The following is a 16,717-nucleotide window of genomic DNA, read 5'->3' as shown; positions in this document are numbered from 1 at the left end:
ACCTTCGGCCGGCGCCGTCCACGGTCGACGCCGGAGGCTGGCAGCTGATCGACAACAATGTCTCGCAGGATCTGCCCTCCGCACTCCCGTATTGGGACTACCGAACGGATCTTGCGTTGCGGCGCACGGTCGACATCGACCTCGAGGGGATCCTGCGAGCGACAATGCTCTCGGCGGACGCTCAGCTGTCGCTCGTGGTGATCTGGGCGTCGTCCGGGTCAAGCCTCCGAGAGCCCGCCGTTCGGGTGCCGCTGCCCTCCGGGGGCCGTTACCGGGGCGACCTTGACCTGCTGCTGCCTGGCGAGCGGCTGGGCGGGACCCTGGTGTTGCGCACGGTGCTGACGCTGGTCGACCCCGGAACCGCGCGGCAGCCCCTCGCTCCCAGCCGGCCGGGCTCGATGCTCTGGTCGGACGAGTGCCGCGTGCGTTTACAGGGCGACGCGCCGCAGTTCCCGATCGCCGTCATCGACTTCACGCAAACGCCGCTGCCCGACGCGGCGGCCTGGCATCTCGACGTCAGCTCGCAGTTGGAGGCGGCGACGATGGGTGCCGTGCTGCTCTACGTCAACGAGCGCAGCACGGCAGTCGTCCGCGCGTTCCAGAACGCGGCGGCGCCGCGCCCAGCCGACCGCCTCATCCTGTCCGCCGTCTACGCCGACGTAGCCCGGACGATGGTCGAGGCCGCGTTGCACAACGACGACCTGGTCGACGACGCGGGCTTCGACGATGACACGCTCGGTCAGACGCTGCAGAATCTCTTGCGACGCCTGTTTCCGGGCCGGTCGACGGCCGACCTTCGTCACCTCCGTGACCACTCACCGCACCTCCTGACGACGCAGATCCAGGCCGCGGTCGGCATCTTCCGGGAGTCGTGATGGGCTATCTCTATCCACGCCTGCTTCCGGCGAAGGCGCAGAGGCTGCACAGCGAGCTGGTCAACGTGCCCACGAACGAGCTGACCGGTCACCACGCGCTGGATCACGTCGCGACCGTGTATGCCGCGACCGGCGGTGATCGCGTCGAACGCCAGATCCTGTCCGGCCTGCGTGAGGAGCTGACGGCGGCCGCGCGGGCTGCGGGATTCCCGGAGCCGCCCTCTGCCGCCGACCGCATGGCGTTCGATGCCCAGATTGGACCCATGCTGCACCGGCTCATGGGAATTCTGCCGGTCGAGGCGGCTGTCGGCGATATCTGGGCGTTCACCTCGCTGGTCCTCGCACCGGACGTCGCGTATTGGCGATTTCGTCGGCCGGATGCGACGTTCGACAGCGACCGCGTGCTCCGGACTGACCTGACCCGGCATGTGTTCGCGCGGCTGTGGTGGCGGGCGTACCTGTTGTACGAGGATGTCCCCGGTGCCGATCCGTATGGCCTGTTCGACAGTGTCGGCGAGGCGGCATTCGACCAGATCCTGGCTCGGCGAGCGGCGCTCGGCGCGAGCCCGACGCTCGTCAAGGCGATCGTGCGTGCGTGGAAGAAGTCGACCGCCGACGATACGACGGACCGTGAGCTGTTGAGGGACTTCCTCAAACGGCTTCTCCGGTTGGCGCCGTTCATCGCGTTCGACGCCCTGCAGGATGATCAGCTTGAGGCCGAGCTGGCCTTCGTGATCACCGAATCGGTCGAGGCGCTCGGGCGATAGAGAGCCGTCATGGCGCAACGGCGGCTCGGCGAACCGGCCCCGAACCATAACCGCATGCCGAGCTCGTCGGCGACGCGCTCCAGCGCCGCACAGATGATTCCATCACTGACCGAATTAAGGACGTCGCTCCGGGTGTTGCCCGCGGTGGACGTGGGAGTCCAGAGCGTCCATTGGCCCTGGCAACAAGGCTCGGCGGTAACTTGCTGGATGCGCCGAACCACCGGAACTACGGGTGCTGGTTCAAGTGGTCGGGCTCATTGATGATGCCCTGCGCGAGTGGCCGAAGGCGGCTGATGGATGCAAGCCGTCCCGCTCTACTGCTAAGCGGCTGTAACCGACCTAGAAAATTTCTAGGTCGGTTACAGCGCCGCGGCGGCCACTCGATGTGCCCCTGGTGGTAGGCCCCGAGCGTTGGCCTTCCGCGCCCCGCACAACCGGATCACGGCTGGTCTTGACGGCGATGCTGGATGGGCGTCGGAACAGAGTCAGCAGACACGTTTCCCGTCTTCCAGGTAGTACGTGACCGCGTCGGCCGTCGCTTCCAGCGCGGCGGTCGCACGGCGAGCGAGCAGCGGGGACAACCGCTGCCGCGCCTCGATGACTGTGCACCAGGCCCAGCTGTGCAGCTCGTCCGCGGGGAGCTGAAAGTTTGCGGTCGTCTGCATGTCGAGCACGCCACCGTCGTAGATAAACATCACGCCCTCGGTGCGGCCCGGTCGTGGCGGGACCCAGTCGACGACCAGCAGACGGCCGGGCGACATGGACAAGCCGAGTTCTTCGGCGACCTCACGTTGTGCGGCGTCATACGGTGACTCGTCACCGTCCACCGCACCGCCTGGCAACTCCCAGTAGTCCTTGTATGTGGGCTGTACCAGCAGGATCCTGTTCGCGGCGTCGCGGAACAGCACGCCGGATCCCATGCGCTTGCGCGGTAACGTGGCCGTGTAGTCGCTGGCCGATGTGGTCACCAAACGGAGGCTACGCCGCACCGGGTCACGCAGTCGTCTCGTGGACTCTGTAGGTGACAGTCGGACAACCCGTTCGAACGCCTGCTTGACCGGATGGAGGACGCCCTCGATGCGTACGCCGCGAGCATCGCGACCGGCACGTCAAGCGCCTCGGCCAGCACGGTCACCATCGCCACGCCGACAGCTGCAACCGCGTTCGTACCATGACAGCTTATGCCGGGTGATCGTCGTCCGCCCTGATGGCAGACAGATCCGCTCGGCCAGATCCCGCTGACTCAAGCCGAGCGTCCGCCGACGGTGGGCAACGAGCACGTCGAAGGTGCTTGTGGTGGCGGTGCTGATGGTGACGGTGGAGGTCGATCAACGCTCGCCTTCGTGCGAAGGTCAAGTCGTCAGCGGGATCGGGTGACCAGGGACGCGATGAGCGTTGCGAGTCGTGCCGCTGGCACTGCGAGGTTGGAGCGGCGCCGGCTGTGCCGGGCCAGGTCGTGCAGGTGTACCGCGGCGTCGCGTCGCGAACCTAGCAAGGGCGTCTCGTTCAGGCGCGGACGCCGTCGAGCAAAGCGTCGTACAGGGCGACGAACGGGGCGCGCGGGTCTGAGCGGTCGCGCGGCGGCACCACCGCCGACGCCACGACGTCGGCCCCCTGGACCAGTTCGGCAACCGTTCCAGCCGACGCGGCGTCCGCCGCCACCGCAGTCAGCAGCGGGCTGTCGACGGGGGCGCCTCCGGAACGGGAGACAGCCACGACCTCATGGCCATGACGTATAGCCTCGGCCGCGATTGGGCTGCCTACCATGCCGGTGGCGCCGAACAACACGATCTTCATGAGATGGTCCTTATCTCCCCTTGACTGGCCAGGCCGCCCCCGGCGTGCAGCACCTGCTCGCGGTACGCGCCGGCGGGCGTCGGGCCGTACGTCAGCGCCTCGTGCTGTGCATCCGGAGGACGCCGGGGTGCGGAAAGGCGCACTGCGCGTACTCCCGGCAGCGGGTGAAATCCACGGCAACCATCATCGGCTTCTCCTTCCGTGGGGCCGTTGCGGTGCCCTTCCCGGGCTGCTCGCCGGCAACCCCGCCGGGCACCTGATCATGCAGGGGGCCAGCAGATCGCGCCCGTGGCCAGGTGCAGGTTCACCGCAGGCCAGGGTGATGCGACGCGTTCAGGCAAAAAGAAAGGACTCTTTACAGTTAGCTGCGTCTGCGATATGAAATAAGTCCCAAATTAGATCTGGGTCCATGTCCCGCCCACTCCCTCGACCAGGAGCATTCCCATGGACAGATCAAAACCGGCGCGCCTGCGCCGGCTGCTCGTCGCGTCCGCTGTCGCCGTCCTCGGCGCCCTCATCCTCATCCCGGGTGCCGCGTCCGCCGCCGGCACCGGCGCGATTACCGGCTACGGCGGTAAGTGCGTCGATGTCTCCGGCGCCGGCACCGCAAACGGCACCAAGATCCAGCTGTGGACGTGTAACGGCACCGGCGCGCAGAACTGGACCGTGGGCAGCGACGGCACGATCCGGGCCCTCGGCAAGTGCCTCGACGTCTCCGCCGGCTCGACGGCTGACGGGGCCAAGGTCCAGCTCTGGGACTGCAACGGCACCGGCGCCCAGCAGTGGGTTGCCAACGCCGCCCGCGACATCGTCAACCCCCAGGCCAACAAGTGCCTTGACGCCACCGGTGTGAGCTCGGCCGACGGCACGGCACTGCAGATCTGGACCTGCGGCGGCGGCGCCAACCAGAAGTGGACGGTCCCGGGCGGTGGCACGGGCGGTGGTGGCGGGAGCGGCTTCGTGGTCAGCGAGGCCCAGTTCAATCAGATGTTCCCGAGCCGGAACTCGTTCTACACCTACGCCGGGCTGACCGACGCCATGAAGAAGTACCCGGCGTTCGCCACGACCGGCAGCGACACCGTCAAGCGCCAGGAGGCCGCGGCGTTCCTGGCCAACGTCAGCCACGAGACCGGCGGCCTGGTGTACATCAACGAGATCAACACCGCCAACTACCCGCACTACTGCGACACCAGCCAACCCTACGGCTGCCCCGCCGGCCAGGCCGCGTACTACGGCCGCGGCCCGATCCAGCTGAGCTGGAACTTCAACTACAAGGCGGCCGGCGACGCGCTCGGCGTCGACCTGCTGAACAACCCGAACCTCGTGGCGACCAACTCGTCGATCTCCTGGCAGACCGGCCTGTGGTACTGGATGACCGGCACCGGCGGCGCCGGCACCACGTCGCACAACGCGATGGTGAACAGCCAGGGCTTCGGCGTCACGATCCGCGCGATCAACAGCATCGAGTGCAACGGCGCCAACCCTGCCCAGGTGCAGAGCCGCGTGAACAACTACAACCAGTTCGTCGGGATCCTGGGCGTTCCCGCGGGCGGTAACCTGTACTGCTGACACACACGAGCATTGTTGTCGACGGACCGGTCGCGCCGCGGCCGGTCCGTCGCATGTTGTGACGCGAGCCAGGCGGTGCCGAGGCGACCGACCGGTAGGCCCGAGGCGGCGTGGCGGCGTAGGTTGCGTTCGTCTACCTCGGGTACCGCCGATGCGTGACCCAACTGCAGCAGCGCCCCAGACGCCATTGTCCGGGGCGTCGCCGTGCCAGTGGCTACCTCAGCCGGATCGGCTCGGTGCCTTACGGGCAAGGAGCGCCTGCAGCGTTTCACCCTCGATCTACGTCTCGCTGGTGAAGTCACGAGGCAACGTTCGGGGCATGACACGCAGGCGCATCGCAAATCGCACGTAATCGGGTATGACGGGCGGGCGGTGGAGTGGGTGTCTGCCGCCCCTGTTTTCTTACAGTGGTAGCGGCGAGGCCAGATACGACTGGGTGCGGCTGACCCAGTAGTAGTCCGACGGGGTGCTCTGATAGCTGCCGACCATTTCCGGTACGCCATAGGTGCCGCTGCCAATGCCGGCGCCGAACATGATGGCCACGATGCCCGCGCTCTTGGCTTCGGGGATGTGCGAGCCCCACGTCACCGTGCTGCCGCTGACCGACACCTTCGGGTCGCGACGTCCTGGCCCCACTGGTCGAACGCGACCAGGTCCGCCTCGCTGCCGACCTTCGCCGTGCCGAGGAACCCGGCGACCTGGTTGGCGTGTTGACGATCCCCCACGATCATTGATGAATACGGATCACTCGTTCAGACCTGAGCATTCCCGCCATCGACGAAGAATTCGGCGCCAGTGATGAAGCTGGCGTCGTCGGAGGCGAGGAACGTGACGGCCTTGGCTATTTCTTCGGGGCGGCCCAGGCGTTTCATGCTGACGCGCGAGGCCAGCACCTCCATCCCTTCGGGTTGGCCGGGGAGCATCTGCGTCCCCTCGGGGTGGCCGGCGAGCATCGCGGTACCGACCGGGCCCGGGCTGACCACGTTCACCCGGATGTTGCGGCCCTGGTCATACAGGTCCGTCGTCCAGGTGCGGGCGAACGACCGCACCGCCGCTTTGGTGGCCGCGTAGACGCCCTGGCTGGGGTAGCCCTTGATGGCGACAACGGAGCCGGTCAGGATGATCGTGCCGCCGTCGGGCATGAGCGGTAGGGCCTTCTGCGCGGTGAACAGCGTGCCCTTGACGTTGGTGTTGAAGGCGCGGTCGACGTGCTCCTCGGTGATCGAGCCGAACGGGACCCGATCAAGGGTGGCGGCATTGGCGAAGACGATGTCGACGTGTCCCTGTTCCTGGCCGATCTGCTCGTAGATCCGGTCGAGGTCCTCGGGCTTGGTGACATCTCCCTGGATGGCGGTGACGCCGGGTCCGATGGACGCCGCAGCAGCGTCCAGTTCAGGCTTGCGGCGGCCGGTGATGTAGACGCGGGCGCCCTCCCGGGTGAACTCTCTGGCGGTGGCCAGGCCGATGCCGGTGCCGCCGCCCGTGATGAGGGCGACCTTGCCGTCCAGTTTCCCGGGCATGACGTTCCTCACCCGTCTCTGGGCCGGCTTGAAAGCGGTTGCATACCCTGCTGATGCCCGGCCACACCAGCCGGCGCACCTGCGGCCGAGGGTTGGCGCGGTACACCCTGGATCGGGTCTGCGGGTCGCAGCCTTGGCCGGGTCAGCAGGTTACGTGGAACAACCCGACCGCCGTGCCCTTCGTCCGGTTCCAAACGTTGATCACCTTCGGCGTCGGCACCAGCTTCACGCGGCAATTCCTTTGTTTCAGATAGGCGGCCGCCTCGGGCGAGAGTCTTACGTTGCCGTCCTGGCCGCCGCCCACGATCAAGCGGTCCGCGCCGGCCGCCTGCTTGTACACGTACCTCGCCTCTTGGCGCGAGATCGTGTGTGACGTGCCGTAGACGGCTCTGGAGAGGTTCTTCTTCCGCTTCTTCACCCGACCGTCGGGCTGAATGATGATGTCGTGGTTGAAGACGGTTCCGTCGACCGTGATCGAACCGAACCTCGTCCCGTCGATGTGAGGCTTCATCGTTCACCTCCAGGCCCGCGCGCCGCTGCGCTCGTGTCGCCCTGCGGCCAGCCTATGCCGACAATTGACCTCCCGCACCGAGACGCCACGTTTCGGGGCCGCCCATGCGAACAGCTGGCGCCTGGACCGGGGCGCGACCATGGTCGACGTCGGCTGCGGCCCGGGCCGGGCCGCGGCAGAGCTTGCCGAGCGCGGCGCCCGCGCCTTTGGCGTGGACCTCGATCCGGCGATGCTGGCCGCCGCCCGGGACCGGTTCCCCGACCGCGACGTGCGCGCCGCCGAGCTGCCGCTGGGCGACCGGGAGGCGCTGGGGTACCGCGCGGACAAGGTCCTCCACGTGCTGCCCGACCCAGCCGCCGCGCTCGCCGAGGCTCGACTCCCAACACATGCGCTACTTCGACATGCTGGCTACCCCGGAAATTCCCGGATCATGCAGATTTGTCATCAGTACGATCACGCGGGTGAGTGAGAACTTGCACCGAGGTCGGTTGTCCTGACGACGCCGGCCGAGGCAGCTCGCGCTGCGACTGCTGGCTGTGTGGAGGCGAACTCCGCGACGGTGCCCGGAAAGTGAAATGTTCGGGGCGCCGGGCCGTCTTACGAGCACGCACGAGCACCGCCAACCCATAGCTCACCGACTCGGTCGTCCGGATCGCAGTCGCCATGCGTGGGCGGATACGAAGGACGCAACGCAACGCACCTACGGCGACGATCTGCGGCAGATCGCCTAACTGTGTTGAAGGCCCAGCGGGCCCATAGCGCCTATGGCAACGTGCCGTCGTGGCTGGTCACCGTGACGGCCTTCGAGCGCCGGTTCGTCGAAGCTCACTCGCTACGCGTTGCTATCATTCGATCGCAGGTTGTGGATGAGTATTGATCGGCGTCGCCCTGAAATGCCAGTGCTACGGCCGCAGGGGGACGCCCATGGCGAGTCCCGCACACCGCTCAATGCAACGGCGCCGGCCGGATCGATCAGGGGTCGCTCGAGGGGCCCGACAAGCCACGCACCGAGCCCAGGTGTCGTGCGCCTATGCGATTGGGGCGAGCCGGAGTCGGCCCGCCCCAATCGCGTGTGATTCAGTGGCTCGACTGCTGGCTGGGTCGACCGGTCGGGTGATGGGTCGGTGCGCCGCTGGGAGCGCCGGTCGGGTGGTCGCTGGGCTTGCCGCCGGGGTGGGCGGATCCGCTCGCGGAGGTGGCGAGGAGCTTGGCGCAGTACGCGTCGACCTTGTCCTTGCCGCCGGCGGCGGTGATCAGGGCGCCGAAGGCCGGGTTCTCGAGGGCCTTGCCGTGATCGGCGCCGGCGCCGGCGGTGAAGGCGTGGCAGAGCCCGACCAGCGACGGCGACGGGTCGGCGCTGGAACGGCCGTGGTCCGACGACGAGGGGCGCGCCGAGGCATGGGAGCCGGCGGCCGATGCGGCGGGGTTGGCGTGGCTGTTCAGCGGGTTGGGCAGGGCGCCGGTGGTGGCGGCCAGGGCCACCCCGCCTGCGCCGACCGCGATCGCGGCGATGGCGGCGGCCTTGACGGTGAGCAGTTTGATGAGCGCGGTCTTGATCACTGATGATCTCCGTGGGGCTGGGACTGGATGTAGCTGAGCGGTCCGGAACCCGGCCAGGGCCTGTTGCCGACCAGCGAGCTCGGCCGGGCTGGCCGGGCCGGCTGAGGCTGCGAGCACAACGGCCAGTCGGTGGTACTGGTCGCCGATGCCGTCGGCAGGTGTTGCGCCGTCGAGAAGGCGCTCGGCGGTGGCGTCGGTGATGCGGCGGGTTCGGCGGTTTCTCATCTCATCTGTCCTGGCGCCGGCGCCGAGGCGGGTGTTACGCCCGGCCGGCGGGAGTCATGTGGATGTTGGTCGAGCAGTGCTGCGAGGCGGCGCAGGCCCCGGTGGGCCGCGACCCGGACCGCGCCGGCGCGTTTGCCCAGCACCCGGGCCGCGCCCTCGGCGTCGAGGCCTATGACGACCCGGAGCAGGACCGCCTCGGCTTGGTTGCGGGGCAAGGTGGCGATCAACGCCACCGCCTGGTCGGTGGAGATCGCCTCGATGGCTTGGTCGCCGGCGTCGGGCTGGCGGTCGGGCAGTTCCGCCAGTTCCTCGATCGGGGTGGCCACGGCTGGCCGGCGGCGGTGATGGCGCAGATGGTCGAGGGCGCGGTGCCGGGCGATGGCCGCCGCCCAGCCGCGAAACCCGGCGGTATCGTGCAGACCGGGCAGGTCGCGGGCCATGTGCAGCCACGCCTCCGAGGCGACCTCTTCGGCGTCGTCACCGACCAACGCGCGCAGGTAGCGCAGCAGACCCGGCTGTACCGCCGCGTAGAGTGCGGCAAACGCCGCTTCGTCACCATGCTGTGCTGCGACCACCGATGCGGCCAGACCGTCCGGCTCACCCGACGCCGGGCGCGGTCGTGTCACTAGCCCCTCCCCACGCCCGGTCCGCGCGGCGGACCCTGCCTTCGGCACCGGTGCGCGCACGCGGCCGTCCGGACTCTGCAACCGAGATGACAGCAATGGCACAAGCACCCCCGTCCGGGTCGAAATGTTTCCGACGTCCGGTAATAGGGCGTTGCGGCCGCCGCACGTGTTACACAGGGCGCCGTTGCATTGAGCGTTGGCAAGATCGAGGCAGGTTTGAGCAGTGTAGTCTTCGACCCGACCTGATCCGTGGCTGCCTGCGAAGTCGGCGTTCGCCGGGTTCCGGTTCGCCGGGCGCTGTCGGCGTTGAAGGTCAAGCCCAGCGAGGTGATCACCGACGCCGCCGCGGTCTACCCCGCCGTGCTCGACGAGCTGATCCCGTCGGCGTGGCACCATGTCGAGCGGTACGCCAATACTCCGATCGAGGCTGATCACAGTCGGCTGAAGCAGCGGTTGAGACCGATGCGCAGCCTGCGAACGGACACGACAGCGCAGGTGATCATCGCCGGGCACGCCTTTCATGCAGAACCTGCGCCGCGGACACGACGAACTCGCGGTCGACGCCCGCCCGCGCTGCGGGTCGGCGGTGCGTTCGCCGAACTCGCCCGGGCGATCTGACCGCGGACCCGACACGGGGTTCAACGCGTCCGCCGATCCCACAACGCAACTGTGAGTCTTGGTTTGCGGCTTTGAGAGTCTGGAGCCACTCGATGCCGTTTCCGTACATCGACGATTGCCGCAGCCCGAGGTCAGCGTGGTGCCGCCGGCCGGCCGTGACGTAGCGCGAAGAAGCGGGGTACGAGACGCCGTAGCCGGTGTCGCCGGTGCTGGCCGTGATGGCGACGCCCGGATGGTTGAAGTAGATGCCGTAGGTGGAGTCGTCCGCGTCGTGCCGCGTCTGTGATGTTGCCGAGCCCGGCCGTGAGGGCTGTGGTGAGCAGGGCAGTCGCTGTTGCGGTCGCGGACTTGGTTGCGCGCATGGGACCTCCAGGGGTACGGCAGGCGTGCGGCGCCGCCCGGATGGTGCGACGTACCTATAGGGCGCGGGAGGCATCCACTCTGTTACATACGTGAGCGGGCTGTAGATCTTCCGCGTACGACGGCTCACTCCGCTGAGCACTCGTCGAGATGTCGAGGGTGCGTCAGCTGCCTTCGGCCCAGTACTGGTTCAGCCGAGCGGTGGCCTCGTCCTCCTCACCTCCGCGCCGGAGCGGAAGGTGTGACGTCTTGCGCCAGTATTCCGCTCTTCTGAGTGATGCGAAGTATGTCGACCTACGGAGGATCTGTCGTGCGGCATCTTGGAACCCTGATCACCGCGATCGTCGTCGCCCCGCTCGCCTGGGTGCTGTTAGCGATCGGTCAGCAGCGGTCCGTCGCGGCGTTCGCTGGAGACCTGCAGCCCGCAGAGTTCGTGCGGCCGTTGCTGGTACTGGCGGCGGCCGGGCTGCTACTGGGCGTGCTCGGCACCCTGCGGTTCTCCCCGCTGGGCGCAATGGCGATTGGCATCGTGTACATCTTCAGCAACACGATGCTGCTCGTCTCCCCGTCGACCGTGACGCGCGTGTTCACCGACGACCTGCATGTCGCGGGTCGGCACATCGACCTGGCCGCGCCGATCCGGACCGGCACGACGATGGTGCTCGGCGTGCTGCTGCTGGTCGGGGCGACCAGCGTGCAGCGGTGGCGTCGCTGGCCACGGCCCGCCCGCGACGGGGCGCCCGAGACGGCGGCTGAGGTCCGTCCGCTCGGCGTCGACGGGCTCGGCCTGAACACTCCACAGCAGGACACCGAGCCCGAACTGCTCGTCCGGTACGCCACGAGCCCTGAGCCCTATGCAACCTCGCGCCGCGGCACCTCGGCGGGCGACGGCCCCTACGGCTGGTGAGCCGGCAATCGGACGAGGCGAAGACCACTCCGGGTCGCCGAGCAGTTCGGGGTCACCCCACCGGGTACCGCGTCCGGCATGAGGAGCGAGGAAGAGGACAGCAGCTCGTTGACCGACGACCGGTTCATCCTTTAGGGCCCGGCCCGCCTTGGTCTCGCGTTGAGGCGGGCCGCCCGCATGATCAGGTAGCGGCGCTCCGGCCCGCTGGTCGCCCACAGGTTGTATGACTGGACGTGGCGTGCTCAGTCCAAGAGTGGGCGCAGCAGGGCCGTGAGATCGTCGGCGGTCTGATCGTCGAGGTCCCCGCCGTCGCGCAGGTCGTTGATCCTTCGCTGCAGGTCCTGGGCCGTCCTACGCTCCTTGCTGCGGCCGATGTTCTGGCGTAGGTCGTCGAGTTTGTCGCGCAGCTTGTCCGCAGCGCCGGAGTCGATCCTGCCGGCGGCGAGAGCGTCGGCGATGACGACGTCGAGTTGGTTCACGATGGCCTGTGGGGTGGTGGCGGAAGGGACGGGTGACGCTGCCACGGACGGGGACGCCGACGGGCTTGTCTGGGTCGGCGAGCCCGGCTGGGCGGTCCTGTCCGCGGGACGGGACAGCAGCATCGTGGTGACGACGGTCAACGCGAGCACCAGCACCACCACCGTGCCGATCAGCCCGCCCAGCAACGGCCGCGACATGCGCCGCACGGCGGGGCGTCCGGCTCCTCGGCAAGTACCGACGATCGGGATTCGATCATGGTGGGCGGGTGTGGCAGTGGTGCTGATCCGACGGCGTATCCAGCGCGTGCGGTGTGCGTGGCTGGCAGTAGATCGGCAACGAGTATCGGCAGGGCGGTCGTGACCTGCGGCGGCTGACCGGCGGCCGCAGCTAGATCCTGCGCCACGGCTTCGGCGCTGGGCCGTCGGGCCGGGTCGGGAGACATGCAGTCCATACACAGCCGGCGCACCTCGTGCGGCAGCCCAAGCGCCTCCGGCGGCGGTACCGGCGGTCCGGCTCGGTGCGCTGCGGCCGCCTCCCGCCAGGTGGCGATCATGACGGGCGGGTGCCCGGTCAACGCCTCGTACAGCAGTACACCCAAGGCATAGACGTCACTCTAGGGCAACGCCGCGCCGGACCGTAGCCGCTCGGGTGCCGCGTATGCCGGGGTGCCGACCAGCCGACCGCCGTCGGCGTCTGGTGCGCCGCCGCTCAACGCGGCGATGCCGAAGTCGAGGATCTTGGCGCCCATGCGGGTCAGCATCACATTGCCACGTTCACCTACGTGTACGACTTCGGCGACGAGTGGACGCACACCGTCACCGTCGAGGAGATCCGCCCCGGCGGCCCCGACAACACGTTCACCGTCCTGGACGGCGGCGGTGCCTGCCCGCCTGAAGACATCGGCGGCGCGGCCTGGTACCAGCACCTGCTGGACGCGCTCGCCGACCCGTCCAGCCCGGACCACGACGACGCGGTCGAGCGGCTCGGCGAAGGCTTCGACCCCACCCGCTACGGTGGCGCAACCTCAGGGTAGGGATGGCGATGGCCACGACGGCCGCTCGGCGCACATTCGTGCCGATCGACGTATCGCTCGGTAGGCGAACCGTGTGCGCGGGCGGCCTGCGAATCACGATGGCGTGAGCGGTCCGGGCTGGTGTGCCGGGTGCCGCCGGCGCTCGCAGGGCAAGCCCGGCGGGCGGCGGCGTCACCGCGACGGCACTTCGGGCGCAGGGTCGCCCTCCTGACGTTCAGCGCGGAGCACTCGCCGCACCGGCCGCCCGGCGCAACATCGTGAGCCCGGTCGCCAGCAACCACGCCTGGGCCACGACGGAGGCGAGCAAGCCGTAGAGCAGCGCGCCGGGAAAGAGCGCCGGCGACAGGAACAGCCCACTCGCGGCGACCAGCGTGACGGTCCCGACAGCCGTGCCGGCCCAGCCGAGCCAGGAGGGGTAGCCCTCCAGGACCATTGCCAGCCCGATCAGCGCCAGCGCGATGCCGTACAGCAACGCGATCCCGATCAGTGAGGGGCCGTGGGTCGCCGCGGCCACCGCCTGCGCCGCCCGGACCAGGTCGGCGCGCTCGTCCGGGGCGGCTTGTGCGGCGGCGCCGGCCAGCTCTGGCAGCGCCAGGCCCTCGCTGGTGCTCTCGACGGCGAACACGGCCAGCCCGACCAGCGCACTTGCCATCCCGGCGCGGCCCAACAGCGACGCCGCCGGCCGGGTCAGGGAGACCACCAGCGCGACCAGTCCGGCCACCCCCAGCACGGCGGCGAAGACGGCGAAGAGGTGGACCGCCGCGTATGTGGGCCGGGAGGCGACGAAGTCCAGCGCGGCTTCGGCGTGGGCGGCCGGGGTGTCACCGTGCAGGAGACGGGCCGTGGTGAACACGACGGCGCCGAGGACGGCGCAGACGCCGCCGGTCCTGAGATTCAGTACGTCAGCCATGCCCGTGATGCTCCCGGCCCCGGCGCGCCGATGCGTCCGTCGCAGGAAGGCGTCGTGGTGGCGTCGCTACCGCGCGGCCGTACTCCCACGGGAGTACCCGTCCGGCGTGGCCAGCCCGCTCTGGTACGCGAACACCACCAGCTGGGCCCGGTCGCGTGCGCCCACCTTGACCATCGCCCGTGACACGTGGGTCTTGGCGGTCAACGGGCTCACCACCAGGTGCCCGGCGATGTCGTCGTTGGACATCCCCTCCGCGACCAGCCGGACCACCTCCCGCTCCCGGGCGGTCAGCAGTGCCAGCTCCGGCGGCTCCGGTCGCGGCCTGGCCCGCTGGGCCGCGCCGGCCGACCGGGCGATCACCATCCGCGTGACGGCGGGCGACAGCAGCGCGTCCCCACGGGCGATCACCCGTACCGCCTGCAGCAGCTCGTCGGGCTCGATGTCCTTGACCAGGAACCCGCTCGCGCCCGAACGCAGCGCGGCGAAGACGTTCTCCTCCTCCGCGAACGTGGTGAGTACGACGACCCGGACTGCGGACAGGTGCGGGTCATCGGTGATCCGGCGGGTCGCCGTGACCCCGTCCACCTCGGGCATCCGGATGTCCATGAGCACGATATCGGGCCGCAACTGGCGGGTGAGCGCGATCGCCTGGCCGCCGTTGGTTGCCTCGCCGACGACCTCGATGTCGTCCGCGCTGTCCAGCAGCGACCGGAACCCCGCCCGTACCAGCGCTTGGTCGTCGGCCAGGAGCACCCGTATCACGGCATCCCTCCCGGGTCCGCGCTCGCTGGCGTCGCATGCTGGGGCAGGCGGGCCCAGACGCGGAATCCGCCCTCGCGCCGGGGGCCGGCGTCGAACTGCCCGCCCAGTCGCTCGACGCGTTCCCGCATGCCGGCCAGGCCGTGCCCGACGATCGTGGCTGGGGCGTCGGCGCCGGCGCCGTTGTCGGTCACCTCGATGGCGAGCCATTCCCCCTCCCAGCCCAGGCGCACCCGGGCACGCGCGGACGACCCGGCGTGGCGCAATACGTTCGTCAACGACTCCTGCAGGATCCGATACGCCGCGTGGTCGACCGGTCCGGTCAGCCGAGGATCCGCCGGCACGCCGTCGAACCCGACTTCCAGGCCGGCCGCCCGCACCGCGGCCAGCAAGTTCGGTACCCGGTCGAGGCCGGCGCCTCGACCGTCCACCGGTGGCGCACCATCACTTCGAAGCATGCCCAGTGTCGTCCGCATCTCCGTAAGGGCGGCCTTGCCGGTCTGCCGGATCGCGGTGAGCGCCTCCCGTAAACGCTCCGGCTCCCGGTCGACGAGGTGCAGCGCGGCGCCGGACTGCACGGTGATGGTGGCGATCGCGTGTGCCACAGTGTCGTGCAGTTCCCGGGCGATGCGCAGCCGTTCCTCGGTGACCTGCCGTTCGGCGTCGTGGCGGCGTTCCTCCTCGGCCAGCTGCAGCCGTCGCCGGACCTCCGCCCCGTACGCCCGGCGGCTCCGCACCAGCGCGCCCAGCAGCATCGCCACCGCTACCACCGCCACCTGGGGCAGGAAGATCGCGACCGCTTCGAGGGGTCGCAGGCCGTTGCGCATCGACACCAGGAAGCCGATGGAAAGGAATGCGGCGGGCACCGGCGTTGCCCACCACAGGCGCCCGGCCAGCAGCGCGTCGTACAGCGGAACCACGAGCACGAGCGATGGCGGGAAGCCCGGGTATCCCAGCGCGTAGAACAGGAACAGTACTGCGGCGACGACATACAGGGTCGTCACCGGAAACCGCCGCCGCGCGAGCAGCGGCACGGCCATCGCCCCGCCGAGCAGGTACGCCAGCCAGTCTCGGGGAACGGCGTGGGCCTCCCGGCCGGTGATGATGGCGATCTCCGCAACGGTCAGCACCGCGGCAACGACGGTGAGGTCGATCGACCATCGCCGTACCACTGGCCGCAGCCACGCCACGCGGACACGGTACGCACTCGCGCGCCGAGTTACCAGAGGTCACCCGGCCGCCGGAGGTTCCGTACCGGATCCGGCGCGCGACATCTCCGAGCCAGATCAGCACAGGGACGATCCACGTCCGGTGCCCGTGCCAGCTTAGCGGAAGAGATCAACAGGCCGGTCGACGCGCAGGCGGACAGAAGCTATCGTCTTGCGTCGATTTCCTCTGGTGATGCCGTCTGGAGCCGGTCAGCAGACGTCGACCCGGTCCAGACGCCAGGGCGCAGCGATAACCGCGCATCCGCTCGGCATGGGGCTTGCGACCCATGCCCCGACGGGCTAAAGCGGCGAATGTCCACAGTGGAATCCGCCACCGATCACCGTGCTCGGCGCGTGCTCCGTTGTCGTTGGACCCTGCCGCACCGTCCTGGACGGGCTGGACCTGGCGGGACTCAAATCCGGACAAGCTGGCACCAAAGAGCACGGGTAATACTTGCGAAAACGGACACAGCTCGCCTTGTAATCGGAAGGTTCGGGTCCAATCCCCGCAGTTTCGTTAGCTGGTGAGCCGTCTGGCCGGTGTTCGTGCTCTTTCGCGCTCGTGCCGCCGTTGCCCCGCGTGCCCAGCCACCTGGGCGGCCGGGCCCGGTAGCCGTAGGTGGCCACGAACCGGCACTGCGCGACCGAGCCCTGGGCGATGACGACGTGGTCGGCGAGGGTCGGCACCCCGACGGATTTGATGTTGGTGTCGAACTGTGCCGACCAGAACACGGGGGACGGCCAGGTGCGGCCACCGCTCGGCGTCCAGCGCGGTGGCGGGCACTCCGAGCAGCCACCGCGCGTTGAGTGTGTCGGCGCGCGGCAGCATGGTGTGGTCCGGGGGGACCCACCCGTCAAGGACCTGCTTGGACAGCGGCGGCCGGTCATAGGGTCGGTAGGGCTCGTCCCCGATCATCGTCAGGGAGCCGGTGAAGCCCTCCCGACGACCATCTGTACATCTTCGAGGGCGATCGGCGGCGGTACGCCGACCC

19 protein-coding genes and 1 pseudogene are annotated in these 16,717 nt (G+C 69.1%); 7 read left to right on the top strand and 13 right to left on the bottom strand.

The window, feature by feature from the left end:
* Positions 1-164 precede the first annotated feature (164 nt).
* A complete protein-coding gene (locus AB0B76_RS00870) occupies positions 165-875 on the top strand; it encodes a hypothetical protein (RefSeq protein ID WP_360367189.1) in 711 nt (236 codons plus the stop codon).
* Complete coding sequence (locus tag AB0B76_RS00865) at positions 875-1,642, top strand: DUF6339 family protein (protein ID WP_360367187.1); 768 nt, start codon at positions 875-877, stop codon at positions 1,640-1,642. Before AB0B76_RS00870 ends, AB0B76_RS00865 begins: the two co-directional genes overlap by 1 nt.
* Positions 1,643-2,127: 485 nt before the next feature.
* Here AB0B76_RS00865 and AB0B76_RS00860 read toward each other — a convergent pair whose 3' ends face one another.
* Positions 2,128-2,610 carry an NUDIX hydrolase gene (locus tag AB0B76_RS00860; RefSeq protein ID WP_360367184.1) on the bottom strand — a complete coding sequence of 161 codons (483 nt, stop codon included), beginning with the start codon at positions 2,608-2,610 and terminating at the stop codon, positions 2,128-2,130.
* A 538-nt stretch (positions 2,611-3,148) separates the two neighbouring features.
* Positions 3,149-3,439: an NAD(P)H-binding protein gene (locus AB0B76_RS00855; RefSeq protein WP_360367181.1), complete on the bottom strand. Its 291-nt coding sequence runs from the start codon at positions 3,437-3,439 to the stop codon at positions 3,149-3,151.
* A gap of 444 nt (positions 3,440-3,883) precedes the next feature.
* Here AB0B76_RS00855 and AB0B76_RS00850 point away from each other — a divergent pair, with 444 nt between their 5' ends.
* Positions 3,884-5,008 carry a glycoside hydrolase family 19 protein gene (locus tag AB0B76_RS00850; protein ID WP_360367178.1) on the top strand — a complete coding sequence of 375 codons (1,125 nt, stop codon included), beginning with the start codon at positions 3,884-3,886 and terminating at the stop codon, positions 5,006-5,008.
* A gap of 402 nt (positions 5,009-5,410) precedes the next feature.
* On the opposite strand, the gene AB0B76_RS00845 is transcribed toward AB0B76_RS00850, so the two are convergent.
* From AB0B76_RS00845 to AB0B76_RS00835, 3 genes are all read right to left on the bottom strand, one after another.
* Positions 5,411-5,644 carry a hypothetical protein gene (locus tag AB0B76_RS00845; RefSeq protein ID WP_360367175.1) on the bottom strand — a complete coding sequence of 78 codons (234 nt, stop codon included), beginning with the start codon at positions 5,642-5,644 and terminating at the stop codon, positions 5,411-5,413.
* 116 nt (positions 5,645-5,760) lie between these two features.
* Positions 5,761-6,528, bottom strand: a complete 768-nt coding sequence (locus tag AB0B76_RS00840) for an SDR family oxidoreductase (RefSeq protein WP_360367172.1) — start codon at positions 6,526-6,528, stop codon at positions 5,761-5,763.
* A 142-nt stretch (positions 6,529-6,670) separates the two neighbouring features.
* Positions 6,671-7,039, bottom strand: coding sequence for an MTH938/NDUFAF3 family protein (locus AB0B76_RS00835; RefSeq protein ID WP_360367169.1), 369 nt, complete (start codon positions 7,037-7,039; stop codon positions 6,671-6,673).
* A gap of 64 nt (positions 7,040-7,103) precedes the next feature.
* Between AB0B76_RS00835 and AB0B76_RS00830 the strand changes: the two genes are divergently transcribed.
* Entirely contained in the window at positions 7,104-7,508 is a 405-nt protein-coding gene (locus tag AB0B76_RS00830) for a class I SAM-dependent methyltransferase (RefSeq protein ID WP_360367166.1), read from the top strand.
* Between the two features lie 608 nt (positions 7,509-8,116).
* On the opposite strand, the gene AB0B76_RS00825 is transcribed toward AB0B76_RS00830, so the two are convergent.
* Positions 8,117-8,599, bottom strand: a complete 483-nt coding sequence (locus AB0B76_RS00825; protein WP_360367163.1) for a PT domain-containing protein — start codon at positions 8,597-8,599, stop codon at positions 8,117-8,119.
* 221 nt (positions 8,600-8,820) lie between these two features.
* Positions 8,821-9,510 (bottom strand): RNA polymerase sigma factor, encoded by a 690-nt coding sequence (locus AB0B76_RS00820; protein WP_360367160.1) that lies wholly within the window; start codon positions 9,508-9,510, stop codon positions 8,821-8,823.
* A gap of 189 nt (positions 9,511-9,699) precedes the next feature.
* Here AB0B76_RS00820 and AB0B76_RS00815 point away from each other — a divergent pair, with 189 nt between their 5' ends.
* Together AB0B76_RS00815 and AB0B76_RS00810 are read left to right on the top strand one after the other, a co-directional pair.
* Positions 9,700-10,068 carry a DDE-type integrase/transposase/recombinase gene (locus AB0B76_RS00815; RefSeq protein WP_360367157.1) on the top strand — a complete coding sequence of 123 codons (369 nt, stop codon included), beginning with the start codon at positions 9,700-9,702 and terminating at the stop codon, positions 10,066-10,068.
* A gap of 670 nt (positions 10,069-10,738) precedes the next feature.
* Positions 10,739-11,335, top strand: a complete 597-nt coding sequence (locus AB0B76_RS00810; protein WP_360367154.1) for a hypothetical protein — start codon at positions 10,739-10,741, stop codon at positions 11,333-11,335.
* A 242-nt stretch (positions 11,336-11,577) separates the two neighbouring features.
* Here the strand turns inward: AB0B76_RS00810 and AB0B76_RS00805 are convergent, their stop codons facing one another.
* The 3 genes and pseudogenes from AB0B76_RS00805 to AB0B76_RS00795 all read right to left on the bottom strand — a co-directional run bounded on the left by AB0B76_RS00805 (position 11,578) and on the right by AB0B76_RS00795 (position 12,578).
* Complete coding sequence (locus AB0B76_RS00805) at positions 11,578-12,000, bottom strand: hypothetical protein (protein ID WP_360367151.1); 423 nt, start codon at positions 11,998-12,000, stop codon at positions 11,578-11,580.
* A pseudogene (locus tag AB0B76_RS00800) lies at positions 11,985-12,416 on the bottom strand (hypothetical protein); the annotation flags it as partial. The pseudogene AB0B76_RS00800 and the gene AB0B76_RS00805, both read right to left, overlap by 16 nt.
* Positions 12,417-12,428: 12 nt before the next feature.
* Entirely contained in the window at positions 12,429-12,578 is a 150-nt protein-coding gene (locus AB0B76_RS00795; protein ID WP_360367148.1) for a hypothetical protein, read from the bottom strand.
* An 18-nt stretch (positions 12,579-12,596) separates the two neighbouring features.
* Here AB0B76_RS00795 and AB0B76_RS00790 point away from each other — a divergent pair, with 18 nt between their 5' ends.
* On the top strand, positions 12,597-12,848 hold the full coding sequence (locus tag AB0B76_RS00790) for a plasmid pRiA4b ORF-3 family protein (protein ID WP_360367145.1): 252 nt from the start codon (positions 12,597-12,599) through the stop codon (positions 12,846-12,848).
* A 214-nt stretch (positions 12,849-13,062) separates the two neighbouring features.
* On the opposite strand, the gene AB0B76_RS00785 is transcribed toward AB0B76_RS00790, so the two are convergent.
* From AB0B76_RS00785 to AB0B76_RS00775, 3 genes are all read right to left on the bottom strand, one after another.
* Positions 13,063-13,758, bottom strand: a complete 696-nt coding sequence (locus tag AB0B76_RS00785) for a DUF4386 family protein (protein WP_360367142.1) — start codon at positions 13,756-13,758, stop codon at positions 13,063-13,065.
* Between the two features lie 66 nt (positions 13,759-13,824).
* Positions 13,825-14,520: a response regulator transcription factor gene (locus AB0B76_RS00780; RefSeq protein WP_360367139.1), complete on the bottom strand. Its 696-nt coding sequence runs from the start codon at positions 14,518-14,520 to the stop codon at positions 13,825-13,827.
* Positions 14,517-15,707, bottom strand: coding sequence for a sensor histidine kinase (locus tag AB0B76_RS00775; protein ID WP_360367136.1), 1,191 nt, complete (start codon positions 15,705-15,707; stop codon positions 14,517-14,519). The genes AB0B76_RS00780 and AB0B76_RS00775 overlap by 4 nt, the downstream gene beginning before the upstream one ends.
* Positions 15,708-16,717 lie beyond the last annotated feature (1,010 nt).

It is taken from the genome of Dactylosporangium sp. NPDC049140, from assembly GCF_040648435.1.
Note: the sequence above shows the minus strand (reverse complement) of the source record. Positions and strands in the feature narration are given on the sequence as shown.